Consider the following 24,966-nt stretch of genomic DNA (forward strand, 5'->3'; position numbering starts at 1 on the left):
CTCATGATTGAGATAGTCTTTTTTCGATTAGAAGCGTGTTTCCTTTAATATCGCTTGTACATACGGATCATGTAATATTTGCTCTATGATTGGTAACATGTTTTGTTCGAATGGAATGTCGATAGGGAATGGCTTTTGTGAGCCGGGTTTGACTCCATATTGGACAAATTTGTAATGTGTATTTTCTTCAGACTTGAGCACAATTAATTTATAGCGATTGTCGTCGCCAGCCAGTGAAAAATCAATAGAAGTAGCGTCATATGTTACTTCATCTTTATATATATACGGTTTTGGTGTACCGATCCAGTCTACTTTTGCTTGTACATTCATGAGTATAGCCTCCTTATAACTATTATAAAAAAATAAAAGCCAGCTCTCAACAAAGAGAACTGGCCTTAGCAGTCATTGGTTATTTTAAAATTTTCACTTTAACAGTTTTGCGGCCCCATTTTTGAGCAGCACTATCTGATCCAAGTAGGATGTCGATACGGTTACCTTTAATTGCACCGCCAGTATCTCCAGCGATAGCTTCTCCGTAACCTTCTACCCATACTTTAGATCCTAATGGGATTACTTTCGGGTCAACAGCGATCATTTTCATGTTTGGGTTCGCTGTTAAGTCATGACCCATTGCAGTTAATACACGGCCGCCATATGTGCCACCGTTTTCGCTCGGATGAGCTGTATATGCTGTAGCTACAACTGTTAACTCACGACCACCAGAAGGTGTACTAGTTTCAGCAGCCTTTACAGCAGGCTTAGCAGCTTGTTTTGCAGGTGCTTGAGCTGGTGCTACGGCTTTAGCAGGAGCAGGTTGTTCTTGTTTCTCAATAACAGGTGCTGTACCTGTTAAGAAAGGAACGTGAACATAAGCTGTTTTTCCGTTATATTCGAATTGTAACCACTCATTTTGTACTTGGTTCGTTGTTTCGATCATATCGTCTTTCTTTAACGTTCCAAGAATTTCTGAGTTTGTGTTCGCTTCAGCACGTACGTTTAATACGTTAGCTGTTACGTAGTAGATGCTTTTAGTGAACTCTGCACTTACGAATGCGTCTTTACCATCTAAAGTGATTTTTGACCATCCGTTCTCTGTATTTTGAACATCTATTTTATTACCGCTTAGTAATTTACCGACAACTTTTGATTCAGTAGTAGGGTTTTCGCGTACATTTAGTACGTCTGTTGTTACAACAGTTTCTGCATTAGCAGATGATGTGAAAATCCCAAGACCAAAAACTGCTGCTGTTGCTATACCAATTAATTTTTTCATGATAGCCTCCATTGCGTTTGTTTTCGTGTCCTCATTATAGCAACAGATTTTTTCGGATTTGGGGAAAACACACAATTACAAACCATTCGTAATAAGTCGTTAACATGCTGTAATATAACAAAAAATATAGGAAAGCGTTTTTCATTCTATATGATTAGTAGGTTTCTGATTATATTCAAAATATTTAATACAAGATATTGTTTTCGGCGTAAATAAAAATATTACAGGAGTGTTACATAATGTTTACTAAACGATTACATTCCTTGAGTATTTTACCGTTTTATGGGTAATATAGTTATATAAACATAAACATTTCGTTTGTGAAACTATAAACACGTGCTATATACTAGCAAAAAAACCGCATAATTGTTACAAAAAGAAAGGGTTGCAAGGAAGAAAAATGCCCTTTTTTACATCTGTAACACACCTTTTTTTGGGGAAATACATTCCCATCCGCATTTTTCTCGCACAATTTGACAGCAGTATTTCGATCTTTTAGCTCTTGCAGAGTGAAAAGATTATACGGAAGGTAAGGCTGTCCATAAGAATTCTAGTTGGTGAAGGTGAAAGTAAGAAAATCACCGCAAAATTATAGTTTTCTATCCGATTTTACATATCGGAATTAATGTTATTTACAAAAGTAAAACCTACGAAGGGGGATTTGATGAGGAAACTGACAAAAACATTCATCGTTTCATTAACATTATGTATTGCATTTACAATTTGGGGGATTATTCCCGAATCTATTATCGGAAAAGGTAGCTTAGGAAATGTAACAACCGCAATTCAAACTGCATTAGTTAGTAAGTTTGGATGGTTTTATATTATTTCTGTTTCTATTATTTTAGGTGTGTCTATCTTTTTAATTGTTTCGAAATACGGTTCTATTCGTTTAGGGAAAGATGATGACGAGCCTGATTATAGTTATATGACATGGTTTGCTATGTTATTTAGTGCTGGTATGGGTATCGGCTTAGTGTTCTGGGGCGTTGCCGAACCATTAAACCATTTATACGCGCCTCCGTTTGGAGAAGGTGCAACTGAGGAAAGTGCGCGTCTTGCACTGCGTTTTTCATTTTTCCATTGGGGATTACATCCGTGGGGACTATATGCATTTGTAGCGCTTTGTATTGCTTACTTTACTTTTAGAAAAGGAAAAGCAAGTACAATTAGTGCGACAGTAGGACCGTTATTTAAAGGCGGGGACCATGGGCGTATTGCTCATTTATTTGATGTATTAGCTGTTTTTGCTACTGTGTTTGGCGTGGCAACATCATTAGGTCTTGGCGCAAAACAAATTGCCGGTGGTGTTAGTTATTTAACATCTATCCCGAACTCATTAACGACGCAGTTAGTCATTATTGCAATCGTAACAGTGTTATTTATGTTATCTGCGCAGACAGGTCTTGATAAAGGAATTAAATATTTAAGTAATACAAACATTATTTTTGCGTTTGCACTTATGATTATTGTATTGTTTGCAGGTCCAACAAACTTTATTATGAATTACTTCACTTCGACAATCGGTTCTTATATTCAGGAATTGCCAAGTATGAGTTTCCGATTAAGTCCATTAGATGAAGGTGGAAATCAATGGATTCAATCATGGACAATTTTCTATTGGGCATGGTGGATTGCATGGTCACCATTCGTAGGTACATTTATTGCTCGTGTTTCACGAGGGCGTACCATTCGTGAATTTGTTATCGGTGTGTTACTCGTACCGACAATAATTGGTGCTCTTTGGTTCTCAGTCTTCGGCGGGACGGGTATTCATATGGAACTGTTCGGTGATGCACATATCTTTGAAAAAATTAAAGAGATGGGAACAGAAGTAGGATTATTCGCCATGTTTGATCAGATGGGAAGCTTTGGATCAGCGTTATCTGTTCTAGCTATTCTTCTTATTTCTACATTCTTTATTACATCTGCAGATTCAGCGACATTCGTTTTAGGGATGTTAACGACACATGGTAGTTTAAATCCACCAAATCGCATTAAAATGATCTGGGGTATCGTTTTAGCTGCTCTAGCTTCTATCTTATTATATGTAGGTGGATTAGAAGCCTTACAAACAGCGGCTATCATTGCAGCATTCCCATTCGTCTTCGTTATTTTCTTTATGATGGCAGCATTATTTAAAGAGTTACAAAAAGAAGGGCGTATGAAGCGTCATAAATAATAGAAGGAAAAAGAGTTGATTATGTATCAGCTCTTTTTTTATATAGAAGGAACTTGAACTGCAAGTAAGGGAAATAAAATACTTTACTATATGAGTAGTATGCCTTTTATATGAATGAAAATCGATATATTTCGACAATGTTCGATGTTTTGCAAATTCTATTCGTATTTTTGACAAAAAATTGTCGGAAATGTGTTGTCACGTTTATATATATGTGCTATATTATTTCCTGTAAGCGATTTCAAATAGTTTTAAAGCGCATTCAAGGGGGACATCTAGAATAATGAAACGTTACGAAAGAAAGTGGAAGCATATTTGTTTGAAACGTGTGGCACATCGTAGTGTCCAAGAAAGCACGGAACCTAAGACTGAAACGCGCAAAGAGCAGCAAGAGAAGCAATTGGTTCTACAAAAATAGCAATCACTTTTTCGTATATAAATGAAGGTCGATCGTTCGTTGGGGGATGGACGTGAAATTACTTTCAGCTAAGGGGTATTGTCTGATATATAATTTATACGGCAATAAATAAGCACAGAGCATACGGCGCTCTGTGCTTATTTTTATTATTTATCTTTTTTGAATCGAACAGTTTTATCCCAGCCAATGACTTGTTTCTTGCTTTTTGCACGTAAGTATAAAATTAAGCTACGAATGAATAAGTACGTAAAGAGCTGTGCGTACGTAAAGTACATGATAACACTAATAAAAATATTAGTTGGTGTAAAGGTTCGTTCCACACTCTGGGCACTAAATAATTGAGAAACATATGTAACATATGCGACATACCACATAAATAGTAGTGGAATGCTATATTGAATTTGGAATATCCCGAGTAACCCAATTACAAACCAAACGTTCGAAATGATTAAGAATAACCAAAATACAACATACACTAAAACTTGTTGTAAAGAATGGACGAGCAGTTTTCCTTTAAAGAAACTTAATGAAGAAAACATTTTTTCTAAAATGTACAAGTTCCCTTGAAGCCAACGTGTACGCTGCTTAATAAGGATTTTTAAATGCTCAGGTTCTTGTTCCCATGTAATTGACTCTGGAACGATTGGCAGGAGATAACCTTTTTGTGTAATTCGTAATGTTAATTCAGCATCTTCAGCAATTGCATAAGGGTCATAGCCGCCAAGCTCTTCTAATGCAGCGCGACGAAGAAGCATGTTTGTTCCTGTTAGTGAACCTGTTTGGAATAGTAACCAGCGTCCGGATTGCATAAGGAGCTGGAAGATTTGAAATTCTAACGAAATCATTCGTGTTAGCCAGTTTCTTTTTTCATTTACAGTACGAACATGCCCAACAGCTCCAACAGCATCCTCGGTTGTTTCAGCGTGTTCTACAAGCATTCGCAGTGCATGTGGTTCAGGCTGGTTATCTGCATCATAAACACAGAAGTATTCACCATCTGAAATACTAAGGCCATAGTTTAATACACGTGATTTCCCTTTTGGTTCACCAGGTGGAACGCGAATGTGACGAATATGAGCATAAGCTTTGTCAAAATCGTCACCAATTTCAGGTGTCTCATCTTGCGAGTTATCGTTTAATAAATAAACAGTTAGTTTGCCTGGATATTCAATCTTTGCCATCGCCTCTAAAGTATCCTTAATAACGACGCCTTCATTGTGAGCTGGTATTAAAATATCGACGCTTGGGTAATGTTCTAGCGTACGATCTTTTTGTTTCCTACTTCGGTGAACTAAACCTGCGAGTGTTAAGAAAGAATAGTAAACGAGTAATCCAGAGAATAGAAAGGCTGTAAAAATAAGTACATACTTAATTGAAAATGTGATGCTGATCCAAAAAACGAGTACGCAAAATAGAAGGAATAAAAGAAGTATAACGAGTGTCATCATAATAACTTCGGTCCTTTTGTAGCGATTTGTTCTCGTTTAATCTTGATGTCTTGAATAGCCTCATCTGCAAGCCATTTTTCCATTTTAGGCTGTAGACGGTTCATTACAATATCGGCACCCGCTTCATTTGTATTTTGTAATAAAGTGACTAATGTGTTGTTATCATACTCAGCAACAAGGTCAAAGTCAGCTCTTACCGTTTCAACTAATAAGGAAGCTACACGGTCCATAACACTTTCCTTTGTATATTTACTAAAGGAAGTGAAATCAAAATAAATCATAACGCCTGTTTCATTACGACGATTCATTGCATTGATTAATAATGCTTGTCGTCTCTCAAATTCTTATCTTGTTAATAATTTCGATTCTCCGATGTATTGTTCTAACGTTCTCACACGTTCGGTTAATTCTTTATTTTCATGAATAACCTTCTTTAATAGATGAGTGGAGATATATACAATGAAGAAATTTGCTGCCATTAGGAAGTGAGTAATAATGTATTCCCATTGTTCTGATGTACTCCATAAGTAAAGCCATGCTTGGTAGAACAGGTAGAATACCGAAATAATGGTTCCTAATATGAAGAAAATAAATGCAGTTTTATCAGGCAAAAATAGAAATAGTACATTAACAATTACATATATAATTGTAAAAATGAGAGCATGCTCATATTGCGTTACATGTACAGTTGTAAAATAAAATAAAATTTGTAAAATCCACATAGAGAGGACTTTATAGAAGTTATCTTTCACAAAACTTTCCTCCTTAAAGATAATTCATACAAGGATACTTGTAGTATGCGCAATTATTAAGAAATAGACCGGATGACTATATTCTTTTTGAGAGAGCAACAATAAGTAGTATCCCTCTTTTGTAAGAAAAAATAAACAGACTTGATAATTATTGTATCATAATGTTTTTATATTTCGGCATAAAGTATTTAATATATGCTAAGAAAATAAAAAGTCCCCTCTTTAGAAAGAGGGGACTTGCTTTATTTTATAAGAACATCATACCTGCAACTGCTGCGTTTAAGAAGTTAGCTAGTGTACCAGCGATAACTGCTTTAATCCCTAATTGTGCAATTTGTTTACGGCGAGTAGGAGCTAATGTTCCTGTTACACCTAATTGAATTGCGATAGAAGAGAAGTTTGCGAATCCACAGATTGCGAATGTTAAAATTAGATTTGTTTTTGCAGAGAACTCTGCCATATGTGGTCCTAAGTTTGCGTATGCAACGAATTCGTTGATTGCAAGTTTTTGACCGATAAAGCTTGCTGCTTGTACGGCTTCACCAGGAGAAACCCCGATTAAAATTGCAAATGGTGATAGTAAGTAACCGAAGATTAAATCAAGGCTAAGTTTAATATCGAACCAAGAGCCAATCCATCCTAATAGGCCATTTAATAAAGCGATTAATGCGATGAAAGCCATTAACATTGCTGCTACGTTAATAACAAGTTGCATACCTTCTGATGCACCACGTGCTGCTGCATCAATAACGTTTGCATCTTCACGCTCTGTAGAAAGTTCAACGTTATTATCTACTTTTTCTGTTTCTGGCATAATTAGTTTTGCAATTAATAGACTTGATGGAGCTGCCATAATTGCTGCTGCTAATAAGTGTTCTAACGGAATACCCATTGCTGCATAGCCGACAAGAACTGATCCAGCAACAGCTGTCATACCGCTTACCATAATAGCGAAGAATTCACTATTTGTTAAACGTGCTAAGTAAGGTTTGATTAAGATTGGAGCTTCAGTTTGTCCTAAAAATACAGTTGTTACTGAGTTTAAACTTTCTGCTTTAGAAGTTCCAAGAAGTTTACTTAATGCGCCACCAACGATACTAACAAATTTCTGCATAATACCGAAATGATATAAGATTGCTACTAATGAACTAATAAATACGATTGGAAGTAGTGCTTGAATAACGAATACAAATCCCCAAGGTCCTTTTGCGTTGACTAAATCCCCAGCAACGAACTTAATTCCCTCGTAAGAAAAATTAATTAATCCTTGAACGCCATCTGCAGCGTGTTTTAAACCTGCTTTTCCGGCATCCCAGCGTAATACGATAAATGAAAATGACATTTGTAATGCTAGCGCGATTAAAATTGTGCGCCAATTAATAGCTTTGCGGTTGGAAGATAGTAAGAAAGCGATTGCTAATACTCCAATCACGCCGCCAATTCCCCATAAAAGATTCATGCAGTGTATGCTCCTTCCTCATAGTAAAAAAATGTATAAAACAGTTGTCTATACTTCTGCAAATATAACATCTTAAGTAACTTATCATAATGGACATCAGAGGTCAAACGTCTAACGAAAAGTTTAAATAAAAAGAAAATTCTTCAAAAAAACACATATAAAATGATTAGACATGAAATAGGTTATGTTTTTTATGTAAAAATATACATTATGATAACGTTATGGATCATTATTGTAGAATATAGTGTATGAAATAGGAAAATAGATACATTATTTTTTTAAGGAAATAGGTTATACACATTAAAAAGAGCCTTCTAGTAATCTAGAAGGCTCTAAAAATATAACTTAAGGTGCTTTCGTATAACCTAAGAAGTGCTTACTCCAATAAGAATTGCTTAATGAAGCGATTGCTACACCTTTATCTCCAGCTTGGATAAATGATCCGCCCCCAAGGTAAATACCCATATGAGAAGGACCTGATTTATAAGTGTTTTGGAAATAAATTAAGTCACCAGGTTGTGGATTTGAAGTTTGTGGTAGGCTACCCCAATATCCTGCAACACTTTGACGGCTAATGTTATGACCAAATTTCTTAAATACGTGGTAGATGTAACCACTGCAGTCAACACCAGTAGCAGAAGTTCCGCCCCAAACGTAAGGTACACCTTGCATTGATTTTGCATATGCAAGTACGGAAGAACTGTTGCCGCTATTATTGCTTGTATTGTTATTATTATTGTTGTTGTTTTGATTGTTGTTAGGCTTATTATCTACTGCGCCACCAACTGGTGTTTTAGAAAGGTAACGTGTGCCGATATAACCAGTTTGGCCGTTGTAGTTAATTTTGCTCCATCCAGAGTTTTCAGAGATTACTTGAACCTTCTGTCCTTGTGGAAGTGCGCCTATGATTCTATAATTTGTACCTTCACCACTACGTACATTTAAGGCAGAAGCATTAATGTAGTAGTCACCAATTGCACCTTGATTAGGTTGTTCAGGTTGTTTTGGTTGCTCAGGAGTAGTAGTGCCACCTTTAACGAATTTCATGAATTCGCTACTAACGTAGCCTGTTTTTCCTTGATAGTTAACTTTAAACCAGCTACCTTCAGAGCCAATTACGTTTAATGTCGTACCATTTAATACGCCACCAATTACGCTATGGTAAGTAGCAGGGCCTGTACGTACGCGTAGAGATGTTGCGTTAACAACGTAAGTACCGCCAGTTTGGACAGTTACATTATTATTTTGTTCTTGTTTGTTATCTTGGTTGTTTCCTTGTGTAACGTTATCGTTAGAACCGCCTTTTGTTACGTAGTCTTTACTTACGTAAGCTGTTTGGCCTGCATAATTGATTTTGAACCAATCTTGAACTTCGCCAACAACTTGTACGACTTGTCCTTTCGTAACAGAACCTACAGTTGTGTGAGAAGTGCTAGGACCTGTACGAACACGAAGGGAAGATACATTTACTGTATAGTTTCCGCTTGCTGGTTTTACAGATTCTTGGTTGTTATTATTCGTATTGCTGTTTGAAGAACCTGCATTAGAAGAAACACCAGATACGAATTCGCCACTTACATAGCCAACTTGTCCATTATGATTGATTTTTACCCAACCATTTTCTTGACCAATTACGTTTAATGTTTGTCCTTCATATACACGTCCTGAAACAGAACTAGAAGTGTTAGGAGCGGTACGTACACGTAATACATCAGCAGTAACTTTATTTTTTCCACCTGTTGTACTTACATTTGAATTGCTCGCACCATTTTTTGATACAAATTCGCCACTAACAAAGCCTGTTTGTCCATTCATGTTAATTTTGTACCAACCATTTTCTTCGCCAATCACGTTTAGTGATTGACCGTTATAAACGCGCGAGATGATGTCGTGAGAAGTACTTGATCCTGCACGAACATGTAATACGCTAGCGTTTACCGTATAAGATGAGCTGTTTGATGCAGAAGCTTGGACAGTTGTAGCAGCTTTTTGTGTATTTTGTTCAGGGGCAGCTTGAACACTATCAAGTGTAGGTGCTGCTCCTCCTGCTACAGACACTGCCGCAAGACCGGCAAGGTATTTTTTCATAATTTGTCGATTCCTTTCTGTCTGTAATGTAGTGAAGAAATATTTACCAACTGTTAAAAATTCTAAAGAGCATGTCGATTACTGTCAAGACTTATGCGGGAATCTGAATATGACAAAAAGATTACAAGAAAAAATCAAGGTATAAATCTATACCTTGATTTCCATTTAAATACATATATTGAATGTAGAAAGGATAGAAATTATTCGTGTTTAAGAAGATGACATATTGGATTGTAACAAACTCTGAGAAAATGATCGTTGCAGCATTTTCGTGATAGGGCCAACTTGACCATCTCGGATTGCGGTTCCATCAAGATGAGTCATCGACAAAATTTCAATCGTCGTTCCTGTAAAAAAGCATTCATCCGCTTGATAAACATCACGAACGCTGAAAAGCTCTTCTTGTACTGGAATACGAAGGGTTTTCGCTAAAGAAAGAACATATTGACGAATAATGCCATTTAAAATAAGGTGATTAGCTGGATGTGTGTAAAGAGTTCCGTTTTTAATTAGAAAGAAGTTAGAGTGGCTGCCCTCAGTTACAGTACCATTTCGTACGAAAAGGGCCTCTTTACAACCTTTTCGTTCCGCTTTCGTAGTAGCTAATATATTCGGTAATAAGTTTAATGATTTAATATCACAGCGTAGCCAGCGCGTATCCGGTTCTGATATGGCACGTACACCATATTCAATCCATAACGCTGGTCTTTCTTTCTTTGTAATATAGGCATAGATTGTTGGAGGGACGTCATATGAGAACGTATGGGTACGAGCTTGTACACCACGAGATACTTGCAAATAAATCGTTCCATCTTCGTGGAAATTATTATTTTCGATTAGTTTATAAAGTAGGGTAATCAGTTCCGCTTTTGAGAAAGGGAGTGTTAATTCTATTTCTTCCATGGAGCGATATAATCTTGTGATATGCGGATCTAATAAGTGAAAGTTCCCTTTATATAGACGAATAACCTCGTAGACACCATCCCCAAACTGCAAGCCTCTTTCCTCAAGGTCTATGTACGTTTTTTGTTTCGTTGTATCAATAACTGCATCATTCCAAAGTACAAATCTTTCATATGCCAATTTTCGTCCCATCCTTTCGTAAGTGCATAAGTAAAGTGAAGTTTTCATTCATTTGGAATAAAAATCACTACAGTAATTTTTATGTGAGTAATTCTTTACATATGACGTATATGTATTTGTAAATGGTAGAGAAGTGGTAGTGATTTACAGCATTTCGTATATACAAATTCGAAAATAAGAAATAAGAATCCTGCTTTTAAATAAAAAAAAGCAACATTCTTATGGAATGCTGCACAAGGAGGGTAGCTATCTTTCATAGGGACATCGTCTTATTGAATGTTTTGTGTATGGAAACAAAACATATTGAAAGACAATTATAAGAAAGTAGAAATAAACGATTCACATATTTCTTTAAGGGATCTTACTACAGATGAGAGATAAGAAATATATAGAACCTCGTTTACATATTTTATTATAGAGATACTTCATTAATTTTATGTGAATATTTGGTAAAGGTTATGTAATGTTAAAGTTAATGAATATAAGTAATTGTATGGAGGAATATAAAAAAAGAGGCTGAGATTACTCAGCGCTCTTCTTTTCTTCTTTAATAGCTGTCTTTACTTCACCAGTTTTGATCTTGTTGCTTTCAGAGAAGCGAAGTAAGTCACCCTCAATGATTTTGTCAGACATGCTCAATTCATTTTGGGCGCGATCAATAAGTGGTTGAGATTCTTCTTTTGGTAGTTGTACAACTTCGCCAGTAGCACGGTCGTAGAATGTACTGTTCGTATACATGTACTTATCTGTAACGAAGCTACCATCACGAAGAACAACGAATCCTTTATTGTCAGGTGAGAATACGTCATGACCGAATCGAACGTCATTCGTAGAATCTACACCAAGTAAGTTTAGAATAGTTGGTTTAATGTCAATTTCACCAGTTGGTTTTGAAATTGTTTTACCTTCCTTTTGACCTGGAACGTGAATAAACATCGGTGTTTTTTGTAAGTTCATATGGTCAAACGCAGTAATTTCTTCTTTTCCTAAGAACTGAGCCATTGCACGGTTATGGTTTTCAGAAATACCGTAGTGGTCACCGTAGAATACGATAACTGAGTTGTCGTAAATACCTTCTGCTTTTAGACGTTCAATAAAGTGTTTCATTGCTTCGTCTAAGTAGCGAGCTGTTACCATGTAACGGTCAAATACGCCATCGCCAGAATTGTATTCATCAATTAATTTTGTATTGTCATCATAAGTGAATGGGTAATGGTTTGTTAAAGTAAGGAAGCGAGTATAGAACGGTTGCTTCACTTGTTTTAACATATCGATAGATTGATCAAAGTACTCGATATCTTTTAATCCCCAGTTTAATTTCGTTTCTGGCGTAATCTTATAGTCAAGCTCGTTGTAATAACGATCATAACCAAGTGCCGGATACATAATGTTACGGTTCCAGAATGTTGCGTTGTTTGCGTGGAATACTGCAGTGTAGTATCCTTGCTGACGTAAAATTTCTGGAGTTGCTGTGTATTCGTTGTTACCGTGTGTGAAGAATACAGCACCACGGTCTAGTGGATACATTGAAGTATCTACTAAGAATTCAGCATCAGATGTTTTTCCTTGCCCAGTTTGATGGAAGAAGTTATCAAAGTAATAACTTTCTTTCGTAAATTGGTTTAAGAATGGTGTAACTTCTTGTCCGTTAACTGTTGCACCAATTAAGAATGTTTGTAATGACTCAAGAGAGACAACGATTACGTTCTTCCCTTTTGCAGTACCAAACATATTTGGATCTGGTTTGCTTTGCGTTGTTTTTACGTAGTTTTCTGTTTCCTGTAACTTACTACCGTCAGCAAATGCCTTTTGTGAACTTGATTTTGCTTGTAAGCCAAGATCATACACTTGGTGTACATATAAACCTAAGTTTTTAACAAGCATAACGCGGTCGAATGAACGTGTTAATAGTTCTGGACGCTCAGCTTCTGCCAATCCTAAGTTTGCGAAGAAAATAGCAATTGTTGACACGAAGTATAGGGAACGCATTGGGCGTGCTACACGTTCTGTCGGTGCAAAATTCTTCATCTTCTTCAATAAAATGAAGAATACGATAATATCAGCAAATGCGAGGATAATTTTGTAGTTAAACAATTCTTTTACACTAGAACCTAAACTTCCGAAGTTAGATGTTTGTCCTAGTACTGGTAAAGTAACGAAGTCATTGTAGAATCCGTAGAACATTACGTTACCAACAAGAACGATTGTTAAGACAAAATTAATTCCAAGTGCTATATAGTTACGTTTTTTCCCTTTTGCAAATAATGCAAGACCAACAAGCAGTAATGATGCTGCTAATGGGCTCAGGAATAAAATGAATTCTTGCATGAAAGATTCAAGTTTTAAATCAAAGCTTGTGCGTGTAATAAGATATGTCTTCAACCATAAGGCTAAAGCTACGAATGCAGTGAAACGCACATTTTGAAATTGTGATTTCAAGGTTTCTTTCATTCATTTCCACCCTTTCTCTATCAGGCTTGGTCGATTTTGGAGCGAAAAATGCTAAAATAAAAAATACATAGTTTTCTTGGCCATAATTAGAGGTTCTATATTCACCCATATACGACTATAACTATGCATACCCTTTTAGTTTCTTGTGTTACTCATAAGCATAACGTCATTTCTGTATTATACAACAAAATTCATTTCTGAGAAACACTATAACATTTTACATTTTTTGTATGAGATTTGTCACTACCAGAGAAAACTTTAACATTCGTTTATATGTCCGTCAACTAGAAAATATAACAAAGGTAGAGCAGAATGTTAAGTGAAAGTGAAAAATCTCTTGTTGAGAAATAAGAAATGACAATGGGTAAGTGGTTATCTAGAAACCTATTATATGAAGGGAAATATGTAAAAATTAACGAACACTTGTTCTTTTTTGGTTTGTTTGTTACAATGAAAGTTCATTGATAGATTATGTGTAATTTTGATGAACTTTTACTGAAAACATATTGTAGCTTATTTCTTTTAAAAAATAGGGAGGCCTTTACATGGAGCAAAAATTTTCAGTTGAAGCATTTTGGAAGAAAGTAAAACATGTCGCAAAGCAGGCAGGGCAGTCAGTCATTTATGCAAGTTTACTGTTGTTTTACGTTTTGCAGAAACCAGATGTTCCAAAACGAGTGAAAATTATTGTAATTGGAGCACTTGCTTATTTTATTGCACCGATTGATGCGATTCCAGATTTCGTTGCTGGAATTGGTTATACGGATGATTTAGGGGCGTTAATGGCTGCATTATTACAAGCGTCGCTATACGTCGATGATGCTGTAAAAGATAAGGCGCGAGTGAAGTTGGCAGAATGGTTTGGTTCGGATATAGACACATCCTTTATCGATCAGAAATTAGATCAATAGGTAAGAACTGTCACATGGTGACAGGGCGAACGTAAGCGAGGAAGTGCATTATGCCATCAGGAAGAACGCATACGAAAATAAACTTAATATCCCTTCCGGTTGTTTTGTTTATGCTCTTTTCGTATGGACTAACAAATTTTGATTTTTTATTAACTTTTGCAATTGGCTTTTTAGTAGGTACTACATTTTTAACACCGGATTTAGATACGTATAGTAATGCGTATAATAAATGGGGATTCCTGCGTATATTTTGGTATCCGTATAAGAAGGTGATGCCGCATCGCTCCTTCTTTACACACACAATTATACTTGGTGATGTGATTCGTATTGCATACATGTTAATTGTGTTTTCTCCGTTTTTATTCCTATTAAATGTAATCGTGCTTGACGGGAATTTAATAGAAATGGCGAAGGAACATGAGGTTGAAATTGTAACGTTCGTAATGGGAATTGTTGTGGCAAGCACGCTTCACATTATAGCGGATAAAGTGAATACGCGCCGTAAGAAAATGATGAGAAAAAAGAAGAAACGTAGAAGATAAAAAAACCGTCCCAAAAAGTATTTTGGGACGGTTTTTTCTTATTAATCAAACGTTTGTTTAAAATTAAGCTTTCAGTACTTTAATACCTTTCACGATGTTCCAAATGAAGTAGTATAAGCTAATGATTCCGCAAATACATAAGACAATCATTGTACCGATGCCCAGTGTTACATCCGGTTGATCAGATCCAAGACCCATAACTCCTAAAATAATCATGCCAATGAATGTAGCAATACTTGGGATAATGTGTGTCCATAGAGCACGTTTTGCATGTGGTTTCGTTTCCGCGTCTCCCACAATCCACACAATAATCGGGAATAAGATAGGGGCAAATAATACACTAAAGTATGATAAAGCTGCTAATATTTTGTTTCCGTTCATATATATCACCTCATAAATAATATCCGTTGTTATACCTTTATTATGCAGGAAAGGTAGCGAGCTTTCTATCGATGAACATTACAAGAACGTGACGATTTTGTAAGATTTTTTCGTTAAATAATAAAATTTTCAAAAAAATCTTTTTAAATGGAAATTGTTATGGTACAGTATAAAAGAAAGTTTTTGAAAACGTTTTCTTAAACGTTTTTTATTTTTAGGTTGAAAGGTATGATGACCTGATAGTCTATTGATGAGGTTATTCTACTTAAAAGGGGATTCTTTAGGGGGAGAGAACAATGAACACATGGACACAAGTTTATGATCCGTTCGGAAACATTTGGATTTCGGCAGCGGTCGCACTTATTCCGATTATCTTTTTTTTCTTAGCTTTAGCAGTTTTCCGCATGAAGGGATATGTGGCAGGATTTATTACAGTTGTACTTACAATTTTAGTGGCGTTATTCGCTTATAAAATGCCGTTCACGATGGCGATGGCAGCGACTGGATATGGGTTCTTATACGGATTATGGCCAATTGCTTGGATTATCATTATGTCGGTATTTTTATATAAAATATCTGTGAAAACAGGTCAATTCGATGTCATTCGTGCATCTGTATTATCCATTACGAATGACCATCGTTTACTCGTTATTTTAATCGGTTTTTCATTCGGAGCATTTTTAGAAGGGGCAGCAGGATTCGGTGCACCAGTAGCGATTACGGCAGCGCTTCTTGCAGGCCTTGGGCTAAATCCTTTATATGCAGCAGGTCTTTGTTTAATTGCAAACACAGCACCAGTAGCGTTCGGAGCGATGGGAATTCCGATTACAGTTGCTGGACAAGTAACAGGTATTGATCCACATAAAATTGGACAAATGGCTGGACATCAATTACCGTTCTTATCATTATTTGTTCCATTCTTTATCGTATTTTTAATGGATGGGTTGAAAGGAGTAAGACAAACGTGGCCTGCTTTACTTGTAGCAGGTAGCTCATTTGCAATTACGCAGTTCATAACGGCGACATTCTTAGGACCAGAACTTCCGGATATTACGTCGGCACTTGTAAGTTTAGTTAGTTTAGCGCTGTTCTTAAAAGTATGGCAACCGAAAGAAATTTATCAATCTGGGCAAGGAAATAGAGAAGTAGCTGCAACAACAGCGGCGTCGATGCCGAAATTAACGTTAGGAAAAGTAGTAAAGGCATGGTCTCCATTTATCGTATTAACGGTTATGGTAGTCATTTGGAGTCAAAGTTTCTTTAAAGCATTATTTGCTCCAGGAGGCGCGTTAGAAAGCCTTGTATTTAAGTTTGAAATTCCAGGCTTGCACAATTTAGTAATGAAAGCAGAGCCTATTGTAAATAAAGCGACGCCTTACGAGGCAATTTTGAAGTTTGATGTATTATCAGCAACGGGAACAGCAATTTTAATTGCTTGTCTCATTTCCATGTTTATTTTGAAAATGAGTGTAAAAGATGCAGTGGTAACATTTAAAGAAACTTTAAGTGAACTTAAAATGCCAATTCTATCTATTGGATTCGTATTAGGATTTGCATTTATCGCAAACTATTCTGGGCTATCTTCTACACTAGCGTTAGCACTAGCAGGAACTGGCGGACTATTCCCGTTCTTCTCACCATTCTTAGGATGGATTGGTGTATTCTTAACAGGGTCTGATACGTCAGCGAATGCATTATTCTCAAATTTACAAGCAATTACAGCGCAGCAAGTCGGTGTATCTGAAGTACTCCTCGTTGCAGCAAATACAACGGGCGGTGTAACTGGAAAAATGATTTCTCCACAATCGATTGCAATTGCTTGTGCAGCAGTTGGACTTGCGGGGAAAGAATCAGATTTATTCCGCTTTACAGTGAAGCATAGTTTGTTCTTCGTAATAATTGTGGGGATTATGACTTATGTTCAGGCCTATTATTTAACTTGGATGATTCCGTAAAGAGCGAAAGAAATAAACTTTGCATTTTTCAGATTATCGTGTATGATGAGAAAGTATTGAAAATTAAATCAGTGATAAACTAGGGGTGCCTAACGTATGCGTAGGCTGAGAGAGAAGCGCGTGAACTTCTTAACCCTTTGGACCTGATCTGGCTCGTACCAGCGTAGGGAAGTTAACGGCTTTACATAATGATGTCTTTTATGAGCCAGGTCCTTATTTTTTTATGGACCTGGCTCTTTTTATTTTGGCATACGCTGGCCATATCTCGTCCTTGTCACGTACAGGGGGGCAACAAAGGTTATGAAACAGTCTGTTTCAGCTGAGCAAATTGAATTGAAATCGAGTTTACCAGGAAGTAAGAAAGTGTATGTGGATGGACCACGAGAAGGTATGAAGGTGCCGATGCGTGAGATTGAACAAAGTGATACAAACGGCGTTCCGAATCCGCCAATTCGTGTGTATGATACGAGCGGTCCTTATACGGATCCAGAGTATAAAGTGGAGTTAGAAAAGGGGTTGCAGGCGCCGCGCCACTCTTGGATTCTAGAGCGCGGAGATGTAGAAGCATACGAAGGGCGCGAAATGAAACCAGAGGATGACGGTGTGAAGGTGGCTTCAAAACATACACCTGTTTTCCCGCAAATGGATCGCAAACCGCTTAGAGCGAAGCAAGGTGCAAATGTTACGCAAATGCATTATGCACGTAATGGCATCATTACGTCTGAGATGGAATATGTTGCGATTCGTGAAGGGGTAGAACCTGAGTTTGTTCGTAAGGAAATTGCGGAAGGTCGCGCTATTTTACCAGCGAATATTAACCATCCTGAAGCAGAGCCGATGATTATCGGACGTAATTTCCACGTGAAGGTTAATGCAAATATCGGAAACTCTGCTGTATCTTCTTCTATTGCAGAAGAAGTAGAGAAGATGACGTGGGCAACTCGCTGGGGTGCAGATACGATTATGGATTTATCTACAGGTAAAAACATTCATACGACGCGCGAGTGGATTATTCGTAACGCACCTGTACCAGTTGGAACTGTACCAATCTATCAAGCGCTTGAAAAAGTAAAAGGAATTGCAGAAGATTTAACGTGGGAAGTGTATCGTGATACGTTAATTGAGCAAGCGGAGCAAGGCGTAGATTACTTTACAATTCACGCTGGCGTATTACTTCGTTACATTCCGATTACTGCAAAGCGTACGACAGGTATCGTTTCGCGCGGTGGTTCAATTATGGCGCAGTGGTGTTTATACCATCATAAAGAAAACTTCCTATACACTCATTTTGAAGAGATTTGTGAAATTATGAAGCAGTATGATGTTTCGTTCTCTCTTGGAGATGGATTACGTCCAGGTTCGATTGCAGATGCAAATGACGAAGCGCAGTTCTCTGAGCTTGAAACACTTGGTGAATTAACGAAGATTGCTTGGAAACATGATGTGCAAGTTATGATTGAAGGGCCTGGGCATGTACCGATGCATTTAATTAAAGAAAATATGGAGAAAGAGCTTGATATTTGTCAGGGCGCACCATTCTATACACTTGGACCGTTAACGACAGATATTGCACCAGGTTATGACCATATTACATCCGCAATTGGAGCTGCGATGATTGGCTGGTTTGGAACAGCGATGCTTTGTTATGTAACGCCGAAAGAACATTTAGGTTTACCGAATAAAGATGATGTACGCGAAGGTGTTATTACGTACAAAATCGCTGCGCATGCAGCTGATCTGGCGAAAGGGCACAAAACGGCTCATCAGCGTGATGATGCACTTTCAAAAGCTCGTTTTGAATTCCGTTGGCGCGATCAATTTAATTTATCTTTAGATCCTGAACGTGCAATGGAGTATCACGATGAAACGTTGCCAGCAGAAGGTGCGAAAACGGCTCATTTCTGTTCCATGTGTGGACCGAAGTTTTGTAGTATGAGAATTTCACATGATATTCGGGAATATGCAAAAGAAAATGATTTAGAAACGACAGAAGCAATTGAAAAAGGAATGAAAGAAAAAGCGAAAGAATTTAAAGAAACAGGTAGTCATTTATACCAATAACACGTTACACCTCTTTACTTGATTGATCACACTGTAGTACCTAATTTAAATATAGAAGAAGCCCGATTTGCTAAGACGGTAGCAAAGCGGGCTTCTGTTGTTTATCCCGCTATTTGCCGGGCAGTAAGACCCCCACCTCAAAATTCAGCGGAAGCAAAGAAGTTAGGTGGGGGGGGCAACTGCCCGTAAAAGCCCGATTGGTTAGGGCTGATAATCAGTGGGGGATGAACAACCCCCCCCACTGATTAAAGTTTCACTTTATAAGGCGAAGAAGAGATGTACCCAGTAGAATAAGAGGAATAATGTAACGACTGTTGTGAGTGGAATAACGATAAGGGATACACTTAAATAGTCTTTCCATTTTACTTTAATTTTGTTTTGTTTCAGGATATACATCCAAATGAGAGAAGCTAGCGTACCGATTGGTAATAATAGTGAACCGATGTCACTACCAATGATATTTGCGAGATAGATAGTTTTTAATGTGACTGGATCTAATCCCATTTCTGTTAACGTAATGGTACCAATCATAAGTGCAGGGTGATTATTGAAGACATTGGAGAGGAGAGAAACGAGTCCACCCATTGCAAAGCTAGCATAAAGCAGATGTTGACTTACAACTGGTTCAAGCCATTGGACAAGCGCTGCTGTTAATCCTGCGTTGTGGAGCCCGTAAATAATGACATACATAGAAAAAGCAAAAATCAAAATGTGCCAAGGTGTCTTTTTCAAAATGTCGACAGGGTTCGTTCGTAAGTAGTACCATCTCCAAATGAGAAGAACGAGTGAACCGAGTACGGCAACAATCTCGATTGGGATGGATAAGAAGGATGCAACGAATAGAAGACAGCGCATAAGGAAGACGAAGCCTAATACTTTTAGCATGAACCTTGTCCGTTTTTGTTTCGTATCAACTGAATTTTTTCCTTTTAACGGATGAAAGTTTTTCGTGAAGAATATTTCTTCAATATCATATGAAGAAACAGGCAATTTTTTCGGAAGTTTTTTCTTCAAAACCGTATACATAAGCCATGACATAAACAATAGTCCTAATGTTGCAGGTACAAACATCATAGCAGTATGCATATAAAGAGTCATATTCACGATATTTAATGCGATTAAGTTTACGATATTACTTACACCAATTGGTGCACTAGATGCAGTAGCGATTAAAGCACCGCTTAATAAATAAGGGATTTGTTGATGCGGTTTTAATTGAAGATTTTTTAGGAGAAGAATTAAAATTGGCGTTGTAATTAAAATACTACCGTCGTTATTAAATAAAAGAGTCATAAGAAAACATAATAATTGAATATACCAGTATAAGCGGCGCCCGGAGCCTTTTGCTAAGTTTGCAAGTTTCGCTGCGGACCAGTGGAAGAATCCGAAGCTTTCTAATATAACCGCCATAACGATGGTCGCTAATATCGTTATGGAGGCACCGCCAATTTTACTAATAATGTCCATGACGTCTGGTTTTGATACAAGTCCAGTAATCAGGATAATGCCAGCGCCAATTGCTGCCGGCCACGCCTCATTTAAACCACGAGGTCGCCAAAAGATAACAATCATTGTTAAGAAGAATACAATAATAGTAATCCATATTTCAATGCTCATATTTTACCTACCTTTCTACTTTTCCTTAAAGTAATGTAGCTTGTCTTAAGGTTTGTATTGGTAGTATATTCAGCAAAAAATAAGAAGAACTAGACGTATAACGGAGTGCAATGAATATGTGTTTTTCAAGTTATGGGACAAGTATCTCTCTTAGTGAAATAACTATGGTGAGAGGAGTCTAGAAATTAATGGGGCAGTAAGATAGTAAATAAAATTTATATAGGTGATTATGGAGATATATCAGCGATTATTGAAATATATCGGCGCAACTCAAAATATATTAGCGATTTTTAAATTATATCAACTTATCGACAAAACATGACAAAAGGAGCCCATCCCAAAATACCTTTTGGAACAGGCCCTACAATATTATTTTTCCTTCAAAAAAGTTCGATCCTTCAAGAATAAATTCCAGAAGAAAATAAATCCTGGTAATAAAATTGCAATCCCAATTGCATATAGAATAAGCAATGCATAGAATGTTTCGACCGTTGTAAAGCTTGTAAATACAGTTACATCAGGATAAATAATATACGGTAAATGCGCAACGCCGTAAGCATAACTTGCAAATGCATATTGAGCGACGACTGCTAAAACGGCAATGCGAGGGTATCCTAGTGTGTCATACTTCTTGTTTGTCCACCAAAGAGAAGAGTATCCGATAATGAATAAAACGATAGAAACTGTAAACCATGTGAATTGCTTTATGAGCCCTTGCATAAGCCAGTGTGTTTCCGGATCCATTACAACGAGGGCGATAATCGCCGTAACGAGTGTTGCAGGACCAAGGATGATGGCGTTTCTTCTATAAATTCTATACGAATCTTCTGAACCTTGCTCTCTCGCAAAATCAGCAAGAAAGAGGGAGGAAAGAAATAATTCCGAAGTTAGCCCAAAGAGCATATAACAATAAATAACAGGACTAGAAAGAAGTTTTCCATATAGGAGTACTTCTTTTCCTTCAGACATTGTAATATAAGCCCCCTCTGTAACAGGTAAAACGGTAATTAATAAGGCTGGAATTAAGAGCCCAGTAATACCTGAAATAACCCGAAGAAGGTACTGATATTTTGGCACAGAGTAAGCAAATACCATGAATGTACTGCGAATTGCAATGAGTATTAAAATTAACATAACTGGTACGAACATGACTGTCGCAAGGGTGAAAGCGGCTTTCGGAAAGAAACCGAGAAAAGCGACAACGACAAAGACGAGAAATGTATTTGTTACTTCCCAAGTCGGTGATAAGTATCGGTTGGCAAGCTTGGCAGCTAGCGTTGGATGTTTTGCGTATACCATGCCCCAAAAACCTGCTCCAAAATCGATGGACCCTAATATACTGTATACGAAAATAAGAGCCCATAAGATGATGATTGCAATACTTTCCTCATGCACGAGAATCGCCTCCTTCGTGATGTAAATCATTTGTAAGCGGATGTTTCTTAAAGAATGTCCGTAGTACAAAAACTGTTAAAATACCGAGTCCAATATATAAAATGATGAATAGAATAAATAAAGGACCGACAAAATCAGCGCGTGTAGAAGCGTCGACTGTACGTTGCATACCGTAAATGGTCCATGGCTGACGACCGCTACAGCTGAAAATCCACCCAAATTCAATGCCGAGCATCATAACTGGTCCACATGCGGCAGCTCCCCAAAGAAGCCACTTCGGTAATTCTGCTCCTTTTTTTCTGTAAACGAAGTACCAATATAAGAGAGCAATCGCTGCAACTGCAAAGGTAAAGGCAGCAGTGCCAACCATTAAATTGAACAGTGTATGCGTGTAAAATGGTGGCCATGTTTCTTGTGGAAATTCATTTAGACCTTTTACGACGGTGTTAGGGTCTAGTCCTACTAGTAGGCTAAGCATGTTCGGAATTTCTAGTGCATAGTTTAGTTCAAGTGTGTTAGGGTCTACAACGCCGCCAATGGATAACGGTGCATGTGATGTCGTTTCAAATAAAGCTTCAGCAGATGCCAGTTTTTCAGGGGAATGCTTATGTAAGGCAATTGCCGATTCATGTCCCGAAAGCCACATCGTAGCGCCTGTAATAAATGTCACGACGAGTCCTAATAGTAGCCCTTTTTTATGATACGCCACTTCACGTTCACTTACATTTTTCTTTAATAATTTAAATCCAGCGATAGAGGCAATGACGGCAGCTCCAGTTGCATAGGCTGTAATCACAACGTGGAATGCGCTTGTGCCAAAACTCGGATTAAAGAAAGCTTTCCACGGATCAACGTTAAAAACTGATCCATCTGGCCCCATTGAGAAGCCCGCGGGTGTATTCATCCATGTATTTGCTGATGTAATAAGCACGGCGGATGCCGTGGCACCAATCATGACGAAGAATAGCGAGATTAATCTCATGAATGGAGGTAGTTTGTCAGCTGCATATACATAAATGGACATGAACAAAGCCTCTAAAAAGAAGGCGAAAATCTCAATTTGAAAGGGCACAGAAATAACTTGCCCAACAATTTTGGCAAAACCAGGCCAAAGAAGTGAGATTTGCACACCGACAATTGTTCCAGTTGGAATGGCTACACCGAGAAGGATGGCAAAAGCCTTTGTCCACCTTTTCGCCATAATGGCGTAGTCGGAATCTTTCTTCCAGTGATAGAGTATTTCACTTATAAAAATCATCAATGAAAGTCCGACACCAAGTGTTGCGAAGATAATGTGGAATGCTAGTGAAGAACCGAAAAATGCTCTTGCTAATGTTACCGTATCCATATGTAAACTCCTCTTCTTTTTTGCCATTATTTTCTGATTGAATTGGAAGATTTATTCAAAAAAACTACCAAAAATATATATGTATTTAAAAAGTGGATATGATAATATTATGTTTGAATATTCTAAATAGAAAGAAGTTAATATTTTGTTTGTTTTTTAGTAAGGAATATTTTATAATCTTTTATGCGAACATAAGTTCTGTTTTCGGAGTGAAGAAGTTTATGTGAAATGGAGAGGATGTTTTATGTATCCTGAAGTCATTAAAAAGATGGCATTTTCAAAAGAGCATAGAGATTTATTATTGAAGCTGTATAATAAAGAGATTACGCGTAGTGAGTATGATCGACTCGTAGAATCGCTATATAGACCTTCTAAAGAAGCTTGTGAGGGATAAAGGAACGGGAGACAATCTAATAGATTGTCTTTTTTACATTTACGTATGTTCTGGTAAAATTAAGGATAGCCTTAATAGGGAGGTGAAAGGATTGCGGAAACGTTTATATATAGGGGTTGGGGTTGTTCTCTTAATCGCTTTAGGTGGAATTGTATTTTGGTCAGCTTTGCAAGGAAACCGTACGGAACATTTTATTTTAAGACATATGGTGAATGAAAATGGGACGCTTGCTACATATCGTTTAGAAGATACAAAAGCAGGTACCGGTGAAGCGAAAGGCCGTGAAGCTTTATCGGAATCAGCAGGGCTATGGCTGCAATATACACTCGATAAAGACGATCAAGCGTTATTCGATGAACAAGTTAAAGTTATTCAAAATAACTTTGTACATAAGAACCAAATTGTTTTATGGAAAATCTCTGAAAAGGGAGAAATGCAGTCAGCTACAAATGCACTTATTGATGATCTTCGTATTATAGAACAGTTATATCGCGCTTATGAAATGTACAAGGAAGAGCGCTATAAAAACTTGGCAGATCAATTGAGTGATGCTGTAATTCGTTATAATATGAAAGGTAATTATTATGTTGATTATTATGATGCAGATGCAAGGAAACAAAATGATTTTGCAACAACGTCATATATAAATCCGCGCGCATTCTCCTATATGAAAAAGTATGGAAAAGTTTCTGCTCAGCAATATGAGGAAGTCGTTCAATTTTTAGCGGATTATCCAAGGCATGGATGGGCATTCCCGAAAGAGTATAAAGCAGATGGTACATTTACGTACGACAAAGAAGTGAATCTTATTGACCAATCATACGTTGCATATCATCGTAGTTTAGGTGGTCTTTCATCAGATGCTTATTTGGAATTTATAAAGAAGAAATTCCAGGAGGATGGAAAGCTATACGGTCGTTACAATTTAGAAACGGGAAAACAAACTGTGAATTATGAATCGCCAGCCGCTTACGGATTAACGATTTTGTACGTACTACAAACAGGTGATACAAAGTTCGCAAAGGAATTATATGATCATATGGCCACATTCCGAAATGACAACGTATTTAGTAGATATTACGGTGGATATGTAACAGGTGAAAATAACAATACGCATATTTTTGATAATGTTTTGCCGCTTTTAGCTGAAATAGAATTAGAGAAGAGTGAAAAATAAAAGGTGCCACCCTATGGGGATGGCATCTTTT

Annotated in this window: 18 protein-coding genes, 1 pseudogene and 1 riboswitch; of the genes and pseudogenes, 7 read left to right on the top strand and 12 right to left on the bottom strand. The window is 37.3% G+C overall.

From position 1 onward, the window contains the following. Positions 1-27 precede the first annotated feature (27 nt). The gene (locus tag QCI73_RS01355) at positions 28-330 is read right to left on the bottom strand and encodes a DUF3910 family protein (RefSeq protein ID WP_001102524.1); all 303 of its coding nucleotides are present in this window, start codon (positions 328-330) and stop codon (positions 28-30) included. Positions 331-409: 79 nt separating this feature from the next. Next, complete coding sequence (locus tag QCI73_RS01360) at positions 410-1,273, bottom strand: cell wall-binding protein EntA (RefSeq protein WP_353822391.1); 864 nt, start codon at positions 1,271-1,273, stop codon at positions 410-412. Positions 1,274-1,937: 664 nt separating this feature from the next. Between QCI73_RS01360 and opuD the strand changes: the two genes are divergently transcribed. After that, entirely contained in the window at positions 1,938-3,455 is a 1,518-nt protein-coding gene (gene opuD / locus QCI73_RS01365) for a glycine betaine transporter OpuD (protein WP_001229108.1), read from the top strand. A gap of 564 nt (positions 3,456-4,019) precedes the next feature. Here the strand turns inward: opuD and QCI73_RS01370 are convergent. The 6 genes and pseudogenes from QCI73_RS01370 to QCI73_RS01395 form a co-directional block, all read right to left on the bottom strand. After that, on the bottom strand, positions 4,020-5,321 hold the full coding sequence (locus tag QCI73_RS01370; RefSeq protein ID WP_000988770.1) for a glycosyltransferase family 2 protein: 1,302 nt from the start codon (positions 5,319-5,321) through the stop codon (positions 4,020-4,022). Then, positions 5,318-6,073, bottom strand: a pseudogene (locus QCI73_RS01375) (dGTP triphosphohydrolase). Before QCI73_RS01375 ends, QCI73_RS01370 begins: the two are co-directional and overlap by 4 nt. A gap of 247 nt (positions 6,074-6,320) precedes the next feature. Further along, positions 6,321-7,532 (bottom strand): NupC/NupG family nucleoside CNT transporter, encoded by a 1,212-nt coding sequence (locus tag QCI73_RS01380; protein WP_001051025.1) that lies wholly within the window; start codon positions 7,530-7,532, stop codon positions 6,321-6,323. Between the two features lie 345 nt (positions 7,533-7,877). After that, positions 7,878-9,620: a C40 family peptidase gene (locus QCI73_RS01385; RefSeq protein WP_353822392.1), complete on the bottom strand. Its 1,743-nt coding sequence runs from the start codon at positions 9,618-9,620 to the stop codon at positions 7,878-7,880. Positions 9,621-9,830: 210 nt separating this feature from the next. Further along, positions 9,831-10,715, bottom strand: coding sequence for a D-amino-acid transaminase (locus tag QCI73_RS01390; protein WP_353822393.1), 885 nt, complete (start codon positions 10,713-10,715; stop codon positions 9,831-9,833). Between the two features lie 510 nt (positions 10,716-11,225). Then, a complete protein-coding gene (locus QCI73_RS01395) occupies positions 11,226-13,154 on the bottom strand; it encodes an LTA synthase family protein (protein WP_000665331.1) in 1,929 nt (642 codons plus the stop codon). 545 nt (positions 13,155-13,699) lie between these two features. On the opposite strand from QCI73_RS01395, the gene QCI73_RS01400 reads away from it, so the two are divergent. Beyond that, complete coding sequence (locus QCI73_RS01400) at positions 13,700-14,065, top strand: YkvA family protein (protein WP_000435501.1); 366 nt, start codon at positions 13,700-13,702, stop codon at positions 14,063-14,065. Positions 14,066-14,115: 50 nt separating this feature from the next. Continuing rightward, the gene (locus tag QCI73_RS01405) at positions 14,116-14,607 is read left to right on the top strand and encodes a metal-binding protein (protein WP_061529302.1); all 492 of its coding nucleotides are present in this window, start codon (positions 14,116-14,118) and stop codon (positions 14,605-14,607) included. 63 nt (positions 14,608-14,670) lie between these two features. On the opposite strand, the gene QCI73_RS01410 is transcribed toward QCI73_RS01405, so the two are convergent. Further along, positions 14,671-14,988, bottom strand: coding sequence for a magnetosome magnetite crystal formation protein family (locus tag QCI73_RS01410; protein ID WP_061529301.1), 318 nt, complete (start codon positions 14,986-14,988; stop codon positions 14,671-14,673). A gap of 296 nt (positions 14,989-15,284) precedes the next feature. On the opposite strand from QCI73_RS01410, the gene lldP reads away from it, so the two are divergent. Then, a complete protein-coding gene (gene lldP, locus QCI73_RS01415; protein WP_327923267.1) occupies positions 15,285-16,943 on the top strand; it encodes an L-lactate permease in 1,659 nt (552 codons plus the stop codon). A gap of 71 nt (positions 16,944-17,014) precedes the next feature. Beyond that, a riboswitch (TPP riboswitch) is annotated at positions 17,015-17,130 on the top strand. Between the two features lie 113 nt (positions 17,131-17,243). Then, on the top strand, positions 17,244-19,004 hold the full coding sequence (thiC, locus tag QCI73_RS01420) for a phosphomethylpyrimidine synthase ThiC (protein WP_353822394.1): 1,761 nt from the start codon (positions 17,244-17,246) through the stop codon (positions 19,002-19,004). 258 nt (positions 19,005-19,262) lie between these two features. On the opposite strand, the gene QCI73_RS01425 is transcribed toward thiC, so the two are convergent. From QCI73_RS01425 to cydA, 3 genes are all read right to left on the bottom strand, one after another. Further along, entirely contained in the window at positions 19,263-20,621 is a 1,359-nt protein-coding gene (locus tag QCI73_RS01425) for an arsenic transporter (protein WP_000021134.1), read from the bottom strand. Between the two features lie 369 nt (positions 20,622-20,990). Beyond that, on the bottom strand, positions 20,991-22,016 hold the full coding sequence (locus QCI73_RS01430) for a cytochrome d ubiquinol oxidase subunit II (RefSeq protein WP_227585429.1): 1,026 nt from the start codon (positions 22,014-22,016) through the stop codon (positions 20,991-20,993). Further along, positions 22,009-23,364, bottom strand: coding sequence for a cytochrome ubiquinol oxidase subunit I (gene cydA, locus QCI73_RS01435; RefSeq protein ID WP_071728280.1), 1,356 nt, complete (start codon positions 23,362-23,364; stop codon positions 22,009-22,011). Before cydA ends, QCI73_RS01430 begins: the two co-directional genes overlap by 8 nt. Before the next feature lie 244 nt (positions 23,365-23,608). Here cydA and QCI73_RS01440 point away from each other — a divergent pair, with 244 nt between their 5' ends. Further along, a complete protein-coding gene (locus tag QCI73_RS01440) occupies positions 23,609-23,758 on the top strand; it encodes a hypothetical protein (RefSeq protein WP_000283184.1) in 150 nt (49 codons plus the stop codon). A 91-nt stretch (positions 23,759-23,849) separates the two neighbouring features. Next, a complete protein-coding gene (locus QCI73_RS01445; protein ID WP_353822395.1) occupies positions 23,850-24,935 on the top strand; it encodes a transcriptional regulator in 1,086 nt (361 codons plus the stop codon). The last annotated feature ends 31 nt before the right edge of the window (positions 24,936-24,966 follow it).

Source organism: Bacillus cereus group sp. MG16, from assembly GCF_040459875.1.
Classification (GTDB): Bacteria; Bacillota; Bacilli; order Bacillales; family Bacillaceae_G; genus Bacillus_A; species Bacillus_A paranthracis.

Coding starts and splice junctions, on each gene's coding strand:
- QCI73_RS01380 (WP_001051025.1), bottom strand. CDS start 7,532: ATGAATCTTTTATGGGGAATTGGCGGCGTGATTGGAGTATTAGCAATC.
- QCI73_RS01355 (WP_001102524.1), bottom strand. CDS start 330: ATGAATGTACAAGCAAAAGTAGACTGGATCGGTACACCAAAACCGTAT.
- QCI73_RS01390 (WP_353822393.1), bottom strand. CDS start 10,715: ATGGGACGAAAATTGGCATATGAAAGATTTGTACTTTGGAATGATGCA.
- opuD (WP_001229108.1), top strand. CDS start 1,938: ATGAGGAAACTGACAAAAACATTCATCGTTTCATTAACATTATGTATT.
- cydA (WP_071728280.1), bottom strand. CDS start 23,364: ATGGATACGGTAACATTAGCAAGAGCATTTTTCGGTTCTTCACTAGCA.
- QCI73_RS01400 (WP_000435501.1), top strand. CDS start 13,700: ATGGAGCAAAAATTTTCAGTTGAAGCATTTTGGAAGAAAGTAAAACAT.
- QCI73_RS01410 (WP_061529301.1), bottom strand. CDS start 14,988: ATGAACGGAAACAAAATATTAGCAGCTTTATCATACTTTAGTGTATTA.
- QCI73_RS01425 (WP_000021134.1), bottom strand. CDS start 20,621: ATGAGCATTGAAATATGGATTACTATTATTGTATTCTTCTTAACAATG.
- QCI73_RS01370 (WP_000988770.1), bottom strand. CDS start 5,321: ATGATGACACTCGTTATACTTCTTTTATTCCTTCTATTTTGCGTACTC.
- thiC (WP_353822394.1), top strand. CDS start 17,244: ATGAAACAGTCTGTTTCAGCTGAGCAAATTGAATTGAAATCGAGTTTA.
- QCI73_RS01385 (WP_353822392.1), bottom strand. CDS start 9,620: ATGAAAAAATACCTTGCCGGTCTTGCGGCAGTGTCTGTAGCAGGAGGA.
- lldP (WP_327923267.1), top strand. CDS start 15,285: ATGAACACATGGACACAAGTTTATGATCCGTTCGGAAACATTTGGATT.
- QCI73_RS01405 (WP_061529302.1), top strand. CDS start 14,116: ATGCCATCAGGAAGAACGCATACGAAAATAAACTTAATATCCCTTCCG.
- QCI73_RS01395 (WP_000665331.1), bottom strand. CDS start 13,154: ATGAAAGAAACCTTGAAATCACAATTTCAAAATGTGCGTTTCACTGCA.
- QCI73_RS01360 (WP_353822391.1), bottom strand. CDS start 1,273: ATGAAAAAATTAATTGGTATAGCAACAGCAGCAGTTTTTGGTCTTGGG.
- QCI73_RS01440 (WP_000283184.1), top strand. CDS start 23,609: ATGTATCCTGAAGTCATTAAAAAGATGGCATTTTCAAAAGAGCATAGA.